Origin of the sequence: Algibacter sp. 2305UL17-15 (genome assembly GCF_040720935.1) — a bacterium.
GTDB lineage: Bacteria > Bacteroidota > Bacteroidia > Flavobacteriales > Flavobacteriaceae > Jejuia.
The window spans coordinates 1-15,755 of the sequence record NZ_JBFDAE010000017.1 but is presented as its reverse complement, the minus strand read 5'-3'; the positions used below and the strand labels follow the sequence as shown (position 1 = coordinate 15,755).

12 protein-coding genes are annotated in these 15,755 nt (G+C 35.2%); 8 read left to right on the top strand and 4 right to left on the bottom strand.

The features are described from left to right. Nucleotides 1–54: 54 nt before the first annotated feature. The gene (gene pepT / locus ABXQ82_RS15765; protein WP_367061902.1) at nt 55–1,296 is read right to left on the bottom strand and encodes a peptidase T; all 1,242 of its coding nucleotides are present in this window, start codon (nt 1,294–1,296) and stop codon (nt 55–57) included. 167 nt (nt 1,297–1,463) lie between these two features. Between pepT and ABXQ82_RS15760 the strand changes: the two genes are divergently transcribed. After that, nucleotides 1,464–2,498, top strand: a complete 1,035-nt coding sequence (locus ABXQ82_RS15760; RefSeq protein WP_367061899.1) for a quinone-dependent dihydroorotate dehydrogenase — start codon at nt 1,464–1,466, stop codon at nt 2,496–2,498. A gap of 3 nt (nt 2,499–2,501) precedes the next feature. Here ABXQ82_RS15760 and ABXQ82_RS15755 read toward each other — a convergent pair whose 3' ends face one another. Beyond that, nucleotides 2,502–4,424, bottom strand: coding sequence for a T9SS type A sorting domain-containing protein (locus ABXQ82_RS15755; protein WP_367061896.1), 1,923 nt, complete (start codon nt 4,422–4,424; stop codon nt 2,502–2,504). A gap of 315 nt (nt 4,425–4,739) precedes the next feature. Further along, entirely contained in the window at nt 4,740–5,660 is a 921-nt protein-coding gene (locus tag ABXQ82_RS15750) for a spondin domain-containing protein (RefSeq protein ID WP_367061893.1), read from the bottom strand. A 110-nt stretch (nt 5,661–5,770) separates the two neighbouring features. Between ABXQ82_RS15750 and ABXQ82_RS15745 the strand changes: the two genes are divergently transcribed. The 7 genes from ABXQ82_RS15745 (at nt 5,771) to guaB (ending at nt 15,492) form a co-directional block, all read left to right on the top strand. Further along, nucleotides 5,771–6,634: a hydroxymethylglutaryl-CoA lyase gene (locus tag ABXQ82_RS15745; protein ID WP_367061890.1), complete on the top strand. Its 864-nt coding sequence runs from the start codon at nt 5,771–5,773 to the stop codon at nt 6,632–6,634. Between the two features lie 226 nt (nt 6,635–6,860). Continuing rightward, nucleotides 6,861–8,063, top strand: coding sequence for a DUF4856 domain-containing protein (locus tag ABXQ82_RS15740; protein WP_367061887.1), 1,203 nt, complete (start codon nt 6,861–6,863; stop codon nt 8,061–8,063). Nucleotides 8,064–8,156: 93 nt separating this feature from the next. Next, complete coding sequence (locus ABXQ82_RS15735; protein WP_367061884.1) at nt 8,157–9,284, top strand: imelysin family protein; 1,128 nt, start codon at nt 8,157–8,159, stop codon at nt 9,282–9,284. A 61-nt stretch (nt 9,285–9,345) separates the two neighbouring features. Continuing rightward, nucleotides 9,346–10,728, top strand: coding sequence for an HTTM domain-containing protein (locus ABXQ82_RS15730; protein WP_367062123.1), 1,383 nt, complete (start codon nt 9,346–9,348; stop codon nt 10,726–10,728). Continuing rightward, on the top strand, nt 10,709–13,132 hold the full coding sequence (locus ABXQ82_RS15725; RefSeq protein WP_367061881.1) for a TonB-dependent receptor: 2,424 nt from the start codon (nt 10,709–10,711) through the stop codon (nt 13,130–13,132). Before ABXQ82_RS15730 ends, ABXQ82_RS15725 begins: the two co-directional genes overlap by 20 nt. A gap of 11 nt (nt 13,133–13,143) precedes the next feature. Beyond that, on the top strand, nt 13,144–13,599 hold the full coding sequence (locus ABXQ82_RS15720) for a heme-binding domain-containing protein (protein WP_367061878.1): 456 nt from the start codon (nt 13,144–13,146) through the stop codon (nt 13,597–13,599). A 420-nt stretch (nt 13,600–14,019) separates the two neighbouring features. Continuing rightward, entirely contained in the window at nt 14,020–15,492 is a 1,473-nt protein-coding gene (gene guaB / locus ABXQ82_RS15715; protein ID WP_367061875.1) for an IMP dehydrogenase, read from the top strand. Nucleotides 15,493–15,539: 47 nt separating this feature from the next. On the opposite strand, the gene ABXQ82_RS15710 is transcribed toward guaB, so the two are convergent. Beyond that, nucleotides 15,540–15,755: hypothetical protein (locus ABXQ82_RS15710; protein ID WP_367061872.1), on the bottom strand; the 216-nt coding region annotated here is incomplete at its 5' end.

Sequence of the window (15,755 nt, the reverse complement as noted above, 5' to 3'; positions counted from 1 at the left end):
ATTTTGGATATAAGGTTAATTTCATAGCGATTTCTACTGCGACTGAAAACTCTTTTACTTCTCCTCCAAAGCCGTCAATTCCGCAATCTTACAAATCACCTCAGTAGCTTTAATCATACTCTCCACAGGAACATATTCGTAACGCCCATGAAAGTTATGTCCACCAGCAAAAATATTAGGACAAGGCAAGCCCTTATAACTTAATTGAGCCCCATCGGTCCCACCGCGAATAGCTTTAATTAGTGGTTCAATGTTCAATTGTTTCATGGCTTCTTCCGCAATATCCACAATGTGCATTACGGGTATGATCTTTTCGCGCATGTTGTAGTATTGGTCTTTTATTTCAGTAGTAATAACTTCCCTTCCGTATTGGGAATTAAGCTCATTGGTCAATTTTTGCATCACTTCTTTTCGCGCTTCAAAATGCCCCATGTCATGGTCTCTAATGATATATTGCAAGGTAGTTTCTTCAACATTTCCTTCAATATCATGTAAATGAAAAAAGCCTTGATACTCTGAAGTGTGTTCAGGGGTTTCAATTCTTGGAAGCGAGTTGATAAATTCAGTAGCAATATACATGGAGTTAATCATTTTACCTTTGGCATAACCTGGATGTACAATTTTTCCTTTCACTTTAACTACGGCACTTGCAGCGTTGAAATTTTCGTATTCCAGTTCCCCAATTTGACTGCCATCCATGGTATATGCCCAATCTGCTGCAAATTTTTCAACATCAAATTTATGGGCACCTCTTCCAATTTCCTCATCTGGCGTAAAACCAACGCGTATTTTACCATGTTTTATTTCAGGGTGATTAATTAAATATTCCATGGCAGAAACAATTTCACAAATCCCCGCTTTATCATCTGCCCCAAGAAGGGTAGTGCCATCGGTTGTAATTAAGGTTTGTCCGATGTACAATTTTAGATCTTCGAAATAATCAGGAGATAAAATGATGTTTTCTTCTTTGTTCAAAACGATATCGCCACCATGGTAATTCTCTATCACTTGAGGCTTTACATTGGCACCTGTAAAATCCGGAGAGGTGTCAAAATGAGAAATAAAACCAATAGTTGGCACATTATAATCTACATTACTTGGTAGGGTTGCCATGATGTATGCATTGTCATCTATGGTAACATCTTGCATTCCAATTGCTCTTAATTCTTCAGCAAGTTTATTGGCCAAATCCCATTGTTTTTTGGTACTTGGCGTAGTGTCGGAAGTTGGGTCAGATTCTGTATCAATGGTGACGTAACTGGTAAATCGTTTTATGATGTGTTCTTTTGAAATCATCTTAAGTAATTAGTTTTAGTTTGTTTAGAGAGAACTGAAATGGTATTTTTCAAATCATTATTGGCTCGTAAATTACGATTATTAATCGAAAAAAGAAGAGAATTAGAGATTCGATAGGCCATTTTTTATTTACAATTTTTCAACCTATTTTTGCATAAATAAAACAGATGTACAAATTACTGCTTCGTCCTCTATTTTTCTCATTCGATCCCGAAAAAATTCATCATTTTACCTTTTCATTAATTAAAATGACTTCTAAAATACCAGGATTACCTGCTGTATTCAGAAGTTTGTATTCAGTTGAAGACAAACGGTTAGAGCGGGAAGTTTTCGGACTCAAATTCAAAAACCCTGTGGGTCTAGCTGCTGGATTTGATAAAAACGCCGTATTATATAACGAACTGGCAAATTTTGGTTTTGGTTTTATTGAAATTGGAACGGTTACCCCAAAAGGACAAGTGGGAAATCCGAAGAAACGATTATTCAGACTTAAGGAAGATAAAGGTATTATCAACCGCATGGGTTTTAATAATGAAGGATTGGAGGCTGCTATTTTGCAATTAAAAAAGAATAAAGGCAAACTGATTATTGGTGGGAATATTGGAAAAAATACAGATACTAAACCTGAGGATTATACCAAGGATTATTTGGAATGCTTTAATGCGCTACATCCTTATGTAGATTATTTTGTGTTGAATGTGAGTTGTCCAAACGTCGGAAGTCACGCAAAACTGAATGATAAGGATTATTTGGAAGAGTTGATTGGTGCAGTTAGAAAAGCTAATAGCACATTTGAAACCCAAAAACCAATTGTTTTAAAAATTGCTCCCGATTTGAATGACGGACAGCTAGATGAAATTATAGAACTTGTAAAAACTACAAATCTTGACGGTGTAATTGCCAGTAATACTTCAACCGATAGAAGCGGTTTAAAGGCTTCGAAAGTACAACTGGAAAACATAGGGAATGGCGGATTAAGTGGACAACCCATAAAAGAGAAAAGCACACGGGTTATAAAGTACCTTTCGGACAAAGGCAATAAGTCGTTTCCAATAATAGGGGTAGGAGGTATTCATTCTGCTGAAGATGCCTTAGAAAAACTAAATGCAGGCGCAGATTTGGTACAAATTTATACTGGGTTTATTTATGAAGGGCCAAGCCTTATCAAACGTATCAATAAATTAATTCTAAAGGAAATATAAAACTTACTTGATTATCTTTTTCAGAATTCTAGACTTTCCATCAGAAATTGTCAACAAATAAGTTCCCGAAGACAAACTACTTACATCAATTGGTCGGTTTGTGATTGTACCTCTTAAAAATTCTTGTCCCATTAAATTCATGACACTAAATGTAGATATATTTTTAGGGTCTTTGTTTTTAATATAAATGATATTGTCTTTAGCTGGGTTAGGGTAAACCGTATATAAATCATCAGTAATGGCAGTATATATGATATTAACAGAAATATTGTCTATGGCAATATCGCCATCCCATCCGCTGCCTCTAACTGCTCTAAAGCGTATCTTAACATTTTGTCCAGTATAAGCCGATAAGTTTACAGATGTCGTTAAGAAATCATCATCTTGATTTTGTTGTTGGCCACCAACTAAAGCTGGAATAATGTCATTGATATAGCCATCTTCGGTTTTTAAATCTATATGAAGCTCGCCTATACGTTTACCAAACATATGGTATCCAAATTCTAGTTCACTATTTTCAAATTCAACATAAAAACAAGGCGAAATAAATTCGGCAACAGCACCTGCTTCAACTCCAGAAGCCTCAGCAAATATGTAAGTATTCGATACGCTACCAGATTTTTGTTTAGGACCTGTACCTTTAGAGTGTATTAAGCCTTTACTAGCAAGCCAGTTATAGCCTTTGCCAGAAGTGTCAATAGCCGACCAACCATGTTTGCCAGTCATTTCAAAATCCTCGAAATCTTCAAATAATGGTTCAATTTCACTTCCAACTTTTATATAGTTGATAAACTGTCTTGTAATGCTTTTAGAATCGTTTGTTACAGTCAAAATAACATCATAAATTCCGGTTTCATAGGTATGCGTAGGGTTTTGAGTCGTATAATCTATAACACCATCGGCATCAATATCCCATTGCCAGTTGGTAGCATTTTCACTCAAGCTTTCAAAATTCACGGTCAAAGAAGCTTCGCAAGTCTCTGATTCATTTACTGCAATATTAGCATTGAAAGAAGGACAAGCCAAATAATTTTTTACCGCCATATAATAGGCGTACATGCGCGCCGATTGTTGATTTGAAAAAACAGTTCTACAATTTTTTCTTGAGTAAGACATGATGTTGTTCGTGTCTGGCATAAAAGCATCTCCATTAGCATCAACTGCATCTCCAATATAGTTACAAGAACTATCTACGTTAGAAGCGGTTAATCTAGGATCTGCAGGTGTATCACAAATACCATCGCCATCCGTATCGCAATTGCTGCCATTAACCAATTCGGTTGTTAAGGTATTATTAGAAGGTCCATGAGTGTGTAAAAGAGAGAAAAAATGCCCCATTTCGTGTGCTAGGGAAGAACCGTTTATGGCACAGTCCGTTTTCATAACAACAACGTCGTTTCTTCCGGTATTATCGCTGTAGCCACAGATTGCATCTTCAGAAGCATTTGTAAGGTTATCAACAAAATAGATATTTATAACGCCAGGAACATAATTTGTTTCTTTTAAGGCGTCTTCATCTCCACTTCTAAAATCGGAAAAAACATCGCTATCAATATAATCGATACCATCACAAAGAAAGAATTCTAGGTAAGCGTTTTCGAATGACAAGTTAAGATTATCTATTGCATGATTTAAACTGCCCGTACTTAAACCGCCAGAACCATCAGAATTTCTAATAATGTGAGCTTTAATCGGGACAGCATTTATAATGTTGGCAGGAACAGGGCCTTTTTTCATTTTATAATTAGAAAAATCCTGCTCGTATGTTGCAAGCTGCGATTTGATACTGTTGTAAAATGTTAGTGTTTGAGGTGACGTAATTTGCCCACAATTAGTAGGTGTTTCATTTTGGGAAATACCAAAATGTGTCATTGACAGGAATAGCAATGAAACAAGGACGTTAGCTTTGTAGGTAAAAATATTCATTTGGGGTTGAATTATTTCACTACAAATGTATTCGGAAATGAATATGACCGATAATAAAGACGTTGTACGGCGAATATTTTCGTTTATTTAACAAATTATTGCTCAAACAAGCTAATTATTGTGGAATTGAAACTAATTGGGACTAAAAAATCATGATTCTCTAAGTAGTTATGGGCTAACGAATTTCTTTAAACGATAAGGGAATAATTAAGTGATAAAACTTAGATTTAACCAAAATTTATTGGACATTTTGAGAGGATCAAAAATGTCCAATAGTATGAATTTTTTGGAAAAAGGGTTGATATTAAAGATCAGTTATTGCACAATTAATTTTCTAGTTTCACTGTTGTCTTCTTCGTTAACCAGTTTCAATAAATACATCCCTGAATTTAAATCAGATACATTTACTTCAAGATTGTTTATGCCTTTATTCACTAAAATAGATTTAGTTAGTTTTCCTAGAATAGAGTAAATTTCAAGACTTTCAATATTGGAATTTTTAAGATTGGAAACCGCTAGTTTGTCTTGTACTGGATTAGGGAATATTTTAATGTTTTCTATGTTATTCTGAGAGTTAGTACTTAAAGTAGAAGAGTTATAGGTAAACGTAATAGTTGCCATTCTATTACCATTTATAGGAGGGCCTGAAATCATTGTTATTGGTTCTCGTGGTGAAGTAACAGAATTTCCAGAACCATAGTCTGTTCCAGAATCTGTGCCAGCATCATAAGCAAAAACATCCATAGTAAAAGTGTCTTTCCAGCCATTATTAACGGAGGGGTTTCCAGATCTTAAATTTAGATTATTAACAGCTATAAACCAATCTGGACTCGGTGCTACCATAGACACAAGCGTAATATATGGGAAATCTTCAGCTATGGATACACCACTTAAAGCAGCTGAACTGTTGTTTCCTTGAGAAGGAGAAAACCCTTGTTGTAAATAAATACCTGTATTTGCATTAGAATTAATTTCATTTTCAAAATTAGTAGTGTTACCGGTTTCTGCGATATTTTTTATACCATTTGTTAAAGGTGCTGTAGCTCCAAACTCTAAAATATCATTAGGGTTTTTATGGGTCGCTCCTGCTAAAGGAGACCAATGTGCGCCACCAGGTACAGAAGTATGATCGGTAGAATTCCAAATAGTTGTGATTGAAATATCATAATTTGCAACACTTTGGCTAAACGCAAAAGAGCAAACTAAAAAGAATAAAAGGAGGGTAATTTTTTTCATGGTAAATATTTTTACGGATTAATACATATTTTTCTTGTGTCGTAATTCTAAATAAAAACTTACATTCTTAAAAATAATATTATTTTTATCCTCTCCTTTAAATGGAATGCATGTCAAAACCTGTAAAAATTATTGAATGCCCTCGCGATGCCATGCAAGGTATAAAGCAATTTATACCTACTGCGCAAAAGGTGCAGTACATCCAATCTTTATTGCGAGTAGGTTTTGATACCATTGATTTTGGAAGTTTTGTGTCGCCAAAAGCCATTCCTCAAATGGTGGATACCGCTGCCGTATTATCTCAATTAGATTTAAGTAAAACCACTAGCAAATTATTGGCGATTATAGCCAACACAAGGGGCGTGAACGATGCCTGTAAACATGGGGCAATAGATTATTTAGGCTATCCGTTTTCAATTTCAGAGAACTTCCAGATGCGTAATACACATAAAACCATTGCAGAATCTGTTGTTATACTTTCCGAAATTTTGGAGATTGCGGCTAAAACGAACAAAGAAGTCGTGGTTTACATTTCTATGGGATTTGGAAACCCATACGGTGACCCATGGAATGTGGATATAGTAGGGGAGTGGACGGAGAAACTCGCCAATATGGGCGTAAAGATTTTATCATTGAGTGATACCGTTGGCACTTCAGAGCCAGAAAGTATCGATTATCTGTTTTCAAACTTAATTCCATTATATCCGAATATAGAATTTGGTGCACATTTACATACTACTCCGAGTTCTTGGTTTGAAAAGGTGGATGCTGCCCACAAAGCTGGTTGCAACCGTTTTGATGGTGCCATTCAGGGTTTTGGCGGATGCCCCATGGCAAAAGACGAACTTACAGGTAACATGCCTACCGAAAAACTATTATCCTACTTCACTTCACACAAAAAAAATAGTTTAAACGCACTCAGTTTTGAGAGTGCTTATAATGAAGCTTCCAAGATTTTTAATGTGTATCATTAAACCAAAAAACACTTTTTTTTAGGTAATGAGATGATTTAAATGTTAAATTTTAGATTTTATTTCGATTTAAATAATTGAAATTCAATAAAATAAAAACCTCCCGCAAACTCTATTTAAATTTAATCTAAATAAACTTTGTCTAAATAAGAATGAGTTTTATATTTGCAACTGAAAATGAAATATTATTTATAATAAGTCTAAATAAAAATAACAAATCAATTTTAAAATGAAAAAATTAGCTCTAAGTTTATTAATTATAGGTGGCGTGGTTACCTCATGTTCAAATGATGATGATGGAGATACAAGTAATTTAATTGTTGCACCGGCAACTTACAATTTTACAAGAAGTGGAAATTCCACAGTAAATTTTGGTGGTCAAACCACAAGAATCCAAATGGCAGAAGAATTTATTTCTGCACTAAAAGATAACAATAGCACAAAAACGCAACTTAACGCTATGTTTGCTCATGTTGAAGGAGAAAATGATTTTAGTGATGCCAATTTAAACGCTTCAAATAAAAGTGTAAGAAGTAAAGTTGCTGCTTCAACCGATTATTTTTCTGCAAACACCACAGCTTCAAATGCTATTAAAGCAGATTTCGATGGTTTTATAGGTGCTCAAGTAGATGAGGTGTTTCTTAATTGGAGCACGAATGCTTCTGCTGGAAATGCAGGTCAATTACAACAAGCAGGTGGTGGCACCATCCGTTATATAAATGAGAAAGGTTTAGAATACAACCAAGCTTTTGCAAAAGGATTGATAGGCGCCTTGATGATGGATCAAATCCTTAATAATTATTTAAGTCCTGCTGTTTTAGATGCTGGTACAAATGTAGCCGATAATGATGCAGGTACAATTGCATCCGGTAAAGATTACACAACTATGGAGCATAAATGGGATGAGGCTTACGGTTATTTATATGGTAACGAAGCAAATCCTGCTGTTCCGGTTTTGGAAGCAGACCAATTTTTAAGTGAATATTTGGATAGAGTAGAAGGCGACACAGATTTTTCTGGAATAGCCGCTAATGTTTACGACGCCTTTAAATTAGGAAGAGCGGCGATAGTTGCAAAGAACTATACGGTTCGTAACCAACAAGCAGAGATTATTAGAGAGAATATTTCTAAAATACCTGCAGTAAGAGCTGTGTTTTATTTACAAGCTGGAAAAGCTAGTTTAGACACCGATAAAGCAAAAGCGTTTCATGCATTATCTGAAGCTTACGGATTTATTTACAGTTTACAGTTCACAAGACAACCAAACGCAACAGTACCATATTTTACCAAAGCTGAGGTTGATGCCTATTTAGCACAACTTATGGAAGGTAATGGTTTCTGGGATGTTACAGCACAAACTTTGGATACTATATCTGATGGGATTTCGGCTAAATTTGGATTTACAACAGCGCAAGCTGCGCCAGCGAATTAAGGTGTAGTTTTTATTTAGGAAAGTAGCTGTTGTGTTCACAAAATGCAAGGGCTACTTTTAGTACTTTTGCAAAATATTTATTTTAATACCGTTATGATTATAATAAGAAAGATTTTTTTGGTAGTATTTACAATTGGTTTAATGGTGGCTTGTAGTTCATCTTCCGATGATGGACCTTCTGGAAAAACTGATAATTTTGATAGAGGAGCGTTGTTAACCAATTTAGCTGATAATATTATCATACCTGCATTTGAAGATTTAAAAACTAAATTGTCTGCTTTAGATATTGCCAGAACGAGTTTTGTTAACGATAAGAATCAATCAAACTTAGAGGCATTAAGTGATGCTTGGTTAGAAGCTTATAAAACTTGGCAATATGTTGAAATGTTTAATATTGGTAAAGCAGAAGAACGGGGTGGAGAAGAGTTTGGGTTTGTTAGTTTTTTCAATATACATCCATTAACCGTTTCCGATGTACAAAATGCTTCAGCAAATGGTAATTATGATTTAGATTCAGCTAATTTTCATGACGCACAGGGTTTTCCAGCATTGGATTTTTTAATACATGGAGTTGCTGATAGTGACGTTGAAGCTATTGATAAATTTACATCTAATGCTAGTAAAGATGGATATGCTAAATATTTGTTAGATGTTATTAATCAAATGAGTACCTTAAATAATTCTATTTTATCTGATTGGAAAAATAACTATCGATCAACCTTTGTAAATGGAACAAGTAATTCGGTAACAAGCTCTTTAAATAAAATAGTAAATGATTTCATTTTTTACTATGAAAAGTTACTTCGAGCCAAAAAAATTGGAACGCCAGCTGGTAATTTTTCAAATGCTCCTTTACCAGAGACTGTAGAGGCTTTTTACAAAAAGGATGTCTCAAAGGATTTAGCTTTAATAGGGCTTAAGGCAGCTCAGGACTTTTATAATGGAAAACAATACAATGGCGCTTCTACTGGAGAAAGTTTTAAAACGTATTTAGAGTTTTTAGATAGAAATGATTTAGCAATATTAATAAATACTAGATTTGATAATGCACGACAAAAAATACAGGTTTTAGATAACAATTTTGTAAACCAAATCAATACAGATAACACGAAGATGACAGAAGCCTATGATGCTTTGCAGTTAGCAGTTGTTAATCTAAAAATAGACATGATCCAAGCATTTGGTGTGGTTGTAGATTTTACGGATGCTGATGGCGATTAATTAAGCATAAACAAAAAATAAGAGGTTGTCCGATAAAAATACGGCAACCTTTTTTTATATGATGAAATTCGATGTAAAAACATACCTAAACCAAACCACAAATGCTGCACCATTGGCAGTATTCAGAATAGCGTTTGGTGTTATGATGTGTTTTAGCATCATTCGGTTTTGGTACCACGGTTGGATTGAAACGCTTTACATTCAACCAAAATTTCATTTTTCATATTACGGGTTTGAGTGGATTAAACCACTCGGCGATTGTACATACTTGCTTTTCGTTATTTGCGGATTGGCATCAATTTTTGTGGCTTTGGGTTTTAAGTATAAAATAGCCATCATCACATTCTTTTTAAGCTTCACTTATATCGAATTGATGGATAAAACCACCTATTTAAATCATTATTACTTTATAAGTTTATTGAGTTTTTTAATGATTTTTATACCTGCTAATGCTCATTTTTCAGTTGATAACCTCCTAAGAAAAAAAACGTACACCGAAGTTCCTAAATGGACAATAGACAGTATAAAACTACTTTTAGGCATGGTCTATTTTTATGCAGGTTTGGCAAAATTAAATAGCGACTGGTTATTAAAAGCGCAACCCTTAAAAATCTGGTTACCTTCAAAATACGATTTACCTTTTATTGGCGATACATTAATGCACCAAAATTGGTTTCATTTTGCCATGAGTTGGAGTGGTGCCTTGTACGATTTAACCATCCCGTTTTTACTACTTTATAGAAAAACTAGAGTATTCGCTTTTGTTTTGGTGGTCATATTTCATGTATTTACCAGAGTGTTGTTTCCTATCGGGATGTTTCCCTTTATTATGATTGTATCGACTTTAATCTTTTTTGAAGCTGGTTTTCATCAAAAGATTATCAGTTTTCTAAGGCGAGTAATTAATAAGGTGTCACTTCGAGCGCAGTCGAGAAATCGCACATCAATAACAATAACAGAAAAATTTAACGTAAAAAGGCAACGTGTGGTGTTGCCAATTATCATCATGTTTTTCTGTATTCAACTACTGTTTCCATTTCGATATCTACTATACCCAAACGAATTATTCTGGACAGAAGAAGGCTATCGCTTCTCGTGGCGTGTTATGCTCATGGAGAAAATGGGCATTGCAACATTTAAGATTGTAAATGGCAAAACTGGAGAATTTTTCTATGTGGATAATAAAGATTTCTTAACGCCATTTCAAGAAAAACAAATGAGCTTTCAACCCGATTTTATTTTAGAATATGCACATTATTTGGGTAATCATTTTAAATCCCAAGGCCATAAAAACGTTCAGGTTTTTGTTGAAAGTTATGTCGCATTAAACGGCAGATTAAGTCGGCCTTTTATAGATAAAACCGTAGATTTGCTCGCGGAAAAAGAATCATTTAAACCAAAGCATTGGATTTTACCTTTTACAGATGACATTAAAGGATTGTAAACTTATTATCGCATTCATTTTTAGTGTGTCAATGTACGCACAACAAACCGTAAAAGGTGTTGTGGTTTTTTCTAAAACCGACCAGCCAATTGCCGATGTAAAAGTATATGATAAAGCTTCGGGACTTTTAACAACATCGAATTCAAACGGAAATTTTGAATTTCAAACCTCAAAAAAGGAAATCACTTTAGTATTCTTTTCTTTTGAATATGAAGTTGAAGAAGTAACAATTGAAACCGAAACAAATTCAGAATTAAAAATTCTTCTAAAGGATTTAACCCAAAATTTATCGGAAGTAGAAATTACCGCTCGAAAACGACGCATTTTTGAACTGAAGAGACTGAATGATGTTGAAGAAACCGCCATTTACGCAGGTAAGAAAACCGAAGTAGTTTTGGTAGAGCAATCTATGGCAAATTTGGCATCCAATAATGCACGTCAAATTTATAGTCAAGTTGCAGGTTTAAATATTTACCAGAATGATGATGCGGGATTACAGTTGAATGTAGGAGGTCGTGGTCTCGATCCAAACCGAACCGCAAATTTTAATACCAGACAAAATGGCTATGATATAAGTGCAGATGTTTTAGGCTATCCAGAAAGTTATTATACGCCAGCGGCCGAGGGTTTGGAAGAAATTCAGGTGATTCGTGGTGCAGCTTCTTTACAATATGGTACCCAATTTGGCGGTTTGATAAATTTCAAATTAAAATCGCCTAACCCAAACAAACCCTTGGAAGTCATAACCAGAAATACTTTAGGAAGTTTTGGCTTATACACAAACTTTACAAGTTTGAGTGGTACAAAAAACAAGTGGAGGTATTATACCTATTTTAATTACAAAAAGGGGGATGGTTTTAGACCAAATTCCGAATTTGAATCTAAAAATCTATTTGCACATATCGGGTATCGGTTCAACAAAAAAACATCATTGGAAGGCGAACTTACCTATATGAATTACTTGGCGCAACAGGGAGGTGGCTTAACAGACCAAATGTTTAACGAAAACCCGTTTCAAAGTAATAGGGCACGAAATTGGTTTGAGGTAGATTGGCTGTTGTACAATCTAAAATTTGCGCATAAGTTTTCAGAACAGACCAATTTTACATTTAATTTTTTCGGATTGAATGCATCGCGTAACGCTTTAGGCTTTAGAACCAATAGAGTCAATCAAGTAGACCCGGGAAATGAGCGTGATTTAATTGTAGGCGACTTTAATAATTTTGGTTTTGAATCTCGTCTATTAAGTAAATATAAAGTACAGAATAAGAATGCTACATTTTTAATTGGCACCAAATTTTATAAAGCTAATAATTTTCAAAAACAAGGGCCTGGGAGCGATGGTATTGGACCGGATTTTAATTTTGCGACCGAGGATTTTCCAAATTATCCAGACCAATCCCAATTCGATTTACCAAACCTAAATGTTGCAGTATTTGGAGAAAATATTTTTTATCTGTCAGACCAATTTTCTGTAACCCCAGGGTTTCGCTTTGAATATATCAAAACACAAAGTGAAGGCTTTTTTAAGCGTATAAACACAGATGCTGCGGGCAATGTTATTTTTGAAGAAACAATTCAAGACGATAGGGATTTCGAACGCTCATTTGTATTATTAGGATTAGGCTTGAGTTATAAAGCAAATTCTAACTTAGAACTTTATGGGAACATTTCCCAGAATTATCGTTCTGTTACGTTTTCAGATATCAACATCACAAACCCTGCGTTTTCAATAAATCCTGATATTACAGATGAAGATGGTTTTACGGCAGATTTAGGAATTAGAGGAAATTATAAACGTTTCGTGTCATACGATTTGGGGGTCTTTGGCTTATTCTACAACGGAAGAATTGGCTTTGTGCAAAAGGCATTACCGGACGGAAGAGTTGTAAGTGAGCGAGGAAACGTTGGTGATGCTGTGATGTATGGTGTAGAATCGCTTTTCGATTTCAATTTGAAGAAAATATTTAGTTTAGATAACGATGTTAAATTGAATTACTTTATAAATACATCCATCATAAATTCTGAATACACCGCATCTGAACAAGCGGGCATAAAAGGAAACAAAGTAGAATTTATTCCAGATTTAAATTTAAAAATGGGATTAAATGGTGGTTATAAAAACCTTCTTGGGAGCATTCAATATACTTATTTAGGAAATCAGTTTACAGATGCTACAAATTCTAAAGCCGCTACTTTAAGTGGTGTAATAGGGGAGATACCGGAATACGATATATTAGATGTTTCACTATCCTACAGCTACAAAAACCTCAAATTAGAAACAGGAATAAATAATCTTTTAGATAACAGTTATTTTACCAGAAGAGCAACCGGTTATCCTGGACCCGGAATTATTCCATCTGCCCCAAGAAACTGGTACACAACGCTTCAAATTAAATTTTAAAAAATATTTAGATGAAAATAATAAAGAAAATTTTAGTTGCATTATTAATAGCTCTAGTCTTAATTCAATTCTACAGACCAGAAAAAAACAACGCTGAATATAGAGATGTTGCTGCTTTTGAAGCTGAAACAAAACCAAGCAAAGAAATTGTTTCTGTTTTAGAAAACAACTGTTACGACTGCCACAGTAATAAAACAGAATATCCTTGGTATGCCGAGGTTGCTCCGGTATCTTTTTGGTTGCATGACCATATTGAAGAAGGAAACGAACACTTCAACGTTTCTAAATGGGAAACATATACCGACAAAAAGAAAGACCATAAACTAGATGAATTAATTGAAGAAGTAGAAGAAGGCGAAATGCCTTTAGATTCCTATACTTGGTTACATGGTTCTATTACAGAAGCCGAAAAAGAAGCTTTAATTTCTTGGGCAAAAAAGGCTAGAGAGCATTATAATTTTAAATAGTATTTTTTAATTTCCAAGGTAAAGCAACTGCCCCTAATCGAATACGTTAAATTTTTAGGCTTTTATACCCTGATATTTGCCTCGCTTTTTTTCTGAATTTAGTCCATAGCTATCGGAATTAATACCTCGTTAGCTAGACTCCGAGTTAGTCTATTAATCATAAATTAATAGTTTTTAAACCCCAACGGGGTTCCATATGTATAGCCCAATTTTGTTTTATATGCGACCCCGTCGGGGTCGTATCTTTCTTCATTTGTTGAGGTTATAAATATTTGAATCCTTCGGATTCGTTTATTCTGCCTGTTTTTACATTGAAAGCCCTAAATATGCCATGTTCAGTTTGCCCTGTTAAATTTTAATAAAACCATTTATTTCAAGTATAAATTGTATATTTGCACGCAATTATAATGTAATTGCAACATGACTGCACATCAAGACAAGATACTAGGAGAAGGGTTAACCTATGACGACGTTTTACTGGTTCCAGCTTTTTCAGAAGTATTACCCCGAGAAGTAAATATTCAAACAAAATTTACCCGTAACATTACCATAAACGTGCCTATAATTTCGGCAGCAATGGATACGGTTACCGAAAGCAAAATGGCTATTGCCATGGCGCAAGAAGGCGGTATTGGCGTGTTACATAAAAATATGTCTATTGAGGCTCAAGCACTAAAAGTGAGAAAGGTAAAACGTGCGGAAAGCGGCATGATTATCGACCCTGTAACCTTGCCACTAACTGCAAAAGTGAAGCATGCAAAAAAATACATGGCGGAATATGGTATAGGTGGTATTCCTATTGTTGATGAAGAGGGGATTTTAAAAGGCATTGTTACGAATCGTGATTTACGTTTTGAGCATGATAATAAAAGACCGATTGTTGAGGTTATGACAAGTGAAAACTTGGTGACTGCCGCAGTTGGAACGTCTTTAAAAGATGCTGAATTAATTCTTCAAGAACATAAAATTGAAAAGCTACTCATAGTTGATGATAATTATAAACTATCTGGTTTAATAACCTTTAGGGATATCACGAAGTTGAGCCAAAAGCCAAATGCCAATAAAGATCAATACGGACGCTTACGTGTTGCTGCTGCCATTGGTGTAACTGGAGATGCCGTTGAAAGGGCTGAAGCTTTAGTAAATGCAGGCGTTGATGCCGTAGTGATTGATACAGCCCACGGACATACAAAAGGTGTGGTTGGTGTTTTAAAGGAAATTAAATCTAAATTCCCAGAACTAGACGTTATTGTTGGAAATATTGCAACAGGAGCAGCAGCTAAATACTTAGTAGAAGCTGGTGCTGATGCTGTAAAAGTTGGTATTGGCCCAGGGTCTATTTGTACGACGCGTGTAGTTGCAGGTGTTGGTTTTCCTCAATTCTCGGCAGTACTGGAAGTTGCTGCGGCAATTAAAGGCTCGGGTGTTCCAGTAATAGCAGATGGAGGTATTCGTTATACAGGCGATATTCCTAAAGCCATTGCAGCAGGAGCAGATACGGTAATGTTAGGATCGCTTTTGGCAGGAACTAAGGAATCTCCAGGGGAAACTATTATTTACGAAGGACGGAAATTCAAGTCCTATCGCGGTATGGGTTCTGTTGAAGCCATGAAAGAAGGTAGTAAAGACCGTTATTTCCAAGATGTTGAAGATGATATTAAAAAGTTAGTACCAGAAGGCATTGTTGGTCGTGTACCTTATAAAGGCGATTTATACGAAAGTATCCATCAGTTTATTGGTGGCTTACGAGCAGGAATGGGCTACTGTGGTGCAAAAGATATCGAGACTTTAAAAGAAACGGGACAGTTTGTGAAGATTACTGCTAGTGGCATTAACGAAAGTCATCCACATGATGTGACTATTACTAAGGAATCTCCTAATTATTCTAGGTAGATTTTTTGGGTTCGTCTAACGAGCCGGGTGTAATGATAGTTGCGTGATTAAGCTACTAATTTAGCAAACAAAATTGAGCCAGAGAAAATTCCGCGAGGATTTTCAGAAGTAGGCGATAACGAGCAATTACTTATAGCCATTGTGCCTGTTGCACAACGTTTTGGTAAATATACAGAAATTTCGTATATTAACATATGCAAGGCAACAAGATATTTCAAGAAAAGCTGTTCAACAGTTTCCAGTTGAGCGCTCGGGTTCCGCGG

Bases quoted from the DNA above. Each gene is read 5' to 3' on its own strand.
- ABXQ82_RS15740 (WP_367061887.1), top strand. From the start codon at position 6,861: ATGAAAAAATTAGCTCTAAGTTTATTAATTATAGGTGGCGTGGTTACC.
- guaB (WP_367061875.1), top strand. From the start codon at position 14,020: ATGACTGCACATCAAGACAAGATACTAGGAGAAGGGTTAACCTATGAC.
- ABXQ82_RS15760 (WP_367061899.1), top strand. From the start codon at position 1,464: ATGTACAAATTACTGCTTCGTCCTCTATTTTTCTCATTCGATCCCGAA.
- ABXQ82_RS15730 (WP_367062123.1), top strand. From the start codon at position 9,346: ATGAAATTCGATGTAAAAACATACCTAAACCAAACCACAAATGCTGCA.
- ABXQ82_RS15725 (WP_367061881.1), top strand. From the start codon at position 10,709: ATGACATTAAAGGATTGTAAACTTATTATCGCATTCATTTTTAGTGTG.
- pepT (WP_367061902.1), bottom strand. From the start codon at position 1,296: ATGATTTCAAAAGAACACATCATAAAACGATTTACCAGTTACGTCACC.
- ABXQ82_RS15745 (WP_367061890.1), top strand. From the start codon at position 5,771: ATGTCAAAACCTGTAAAAATTATTGAATGCCCTCGCGATGCCATGCAA.
- ABXQ82_RS15720 (WP_367061878.1), top strand. From the start codon at position 13,144: ATGAAAATAATAAAGAAAATTTTAGTTGCATTATTAATAGCTCTAGTC.
- ABXQ82_RS15735 (WP_367061884.1), top strand. From the start codon at position 8,157: ATGATTATAATAAGAAAGATTTTTTTGGTAGTATTTACAATTGGTTTA.
- ABXQ82_RS15755 (WP_367061896.1), bottom strand. From the start codon at position 4,424: ATGAATATTTTTACCTACAAAGCTAACGTCCTTGTTTCATTGCTATTC.
- ABXQ82_RS15750 (WP_367061893.1), bottom strand. From the start codon at position 5,660: ATGAAAAAAATTACCCTCCTTTTATTCTTTTTAGTTTGCTCTTTTGCG.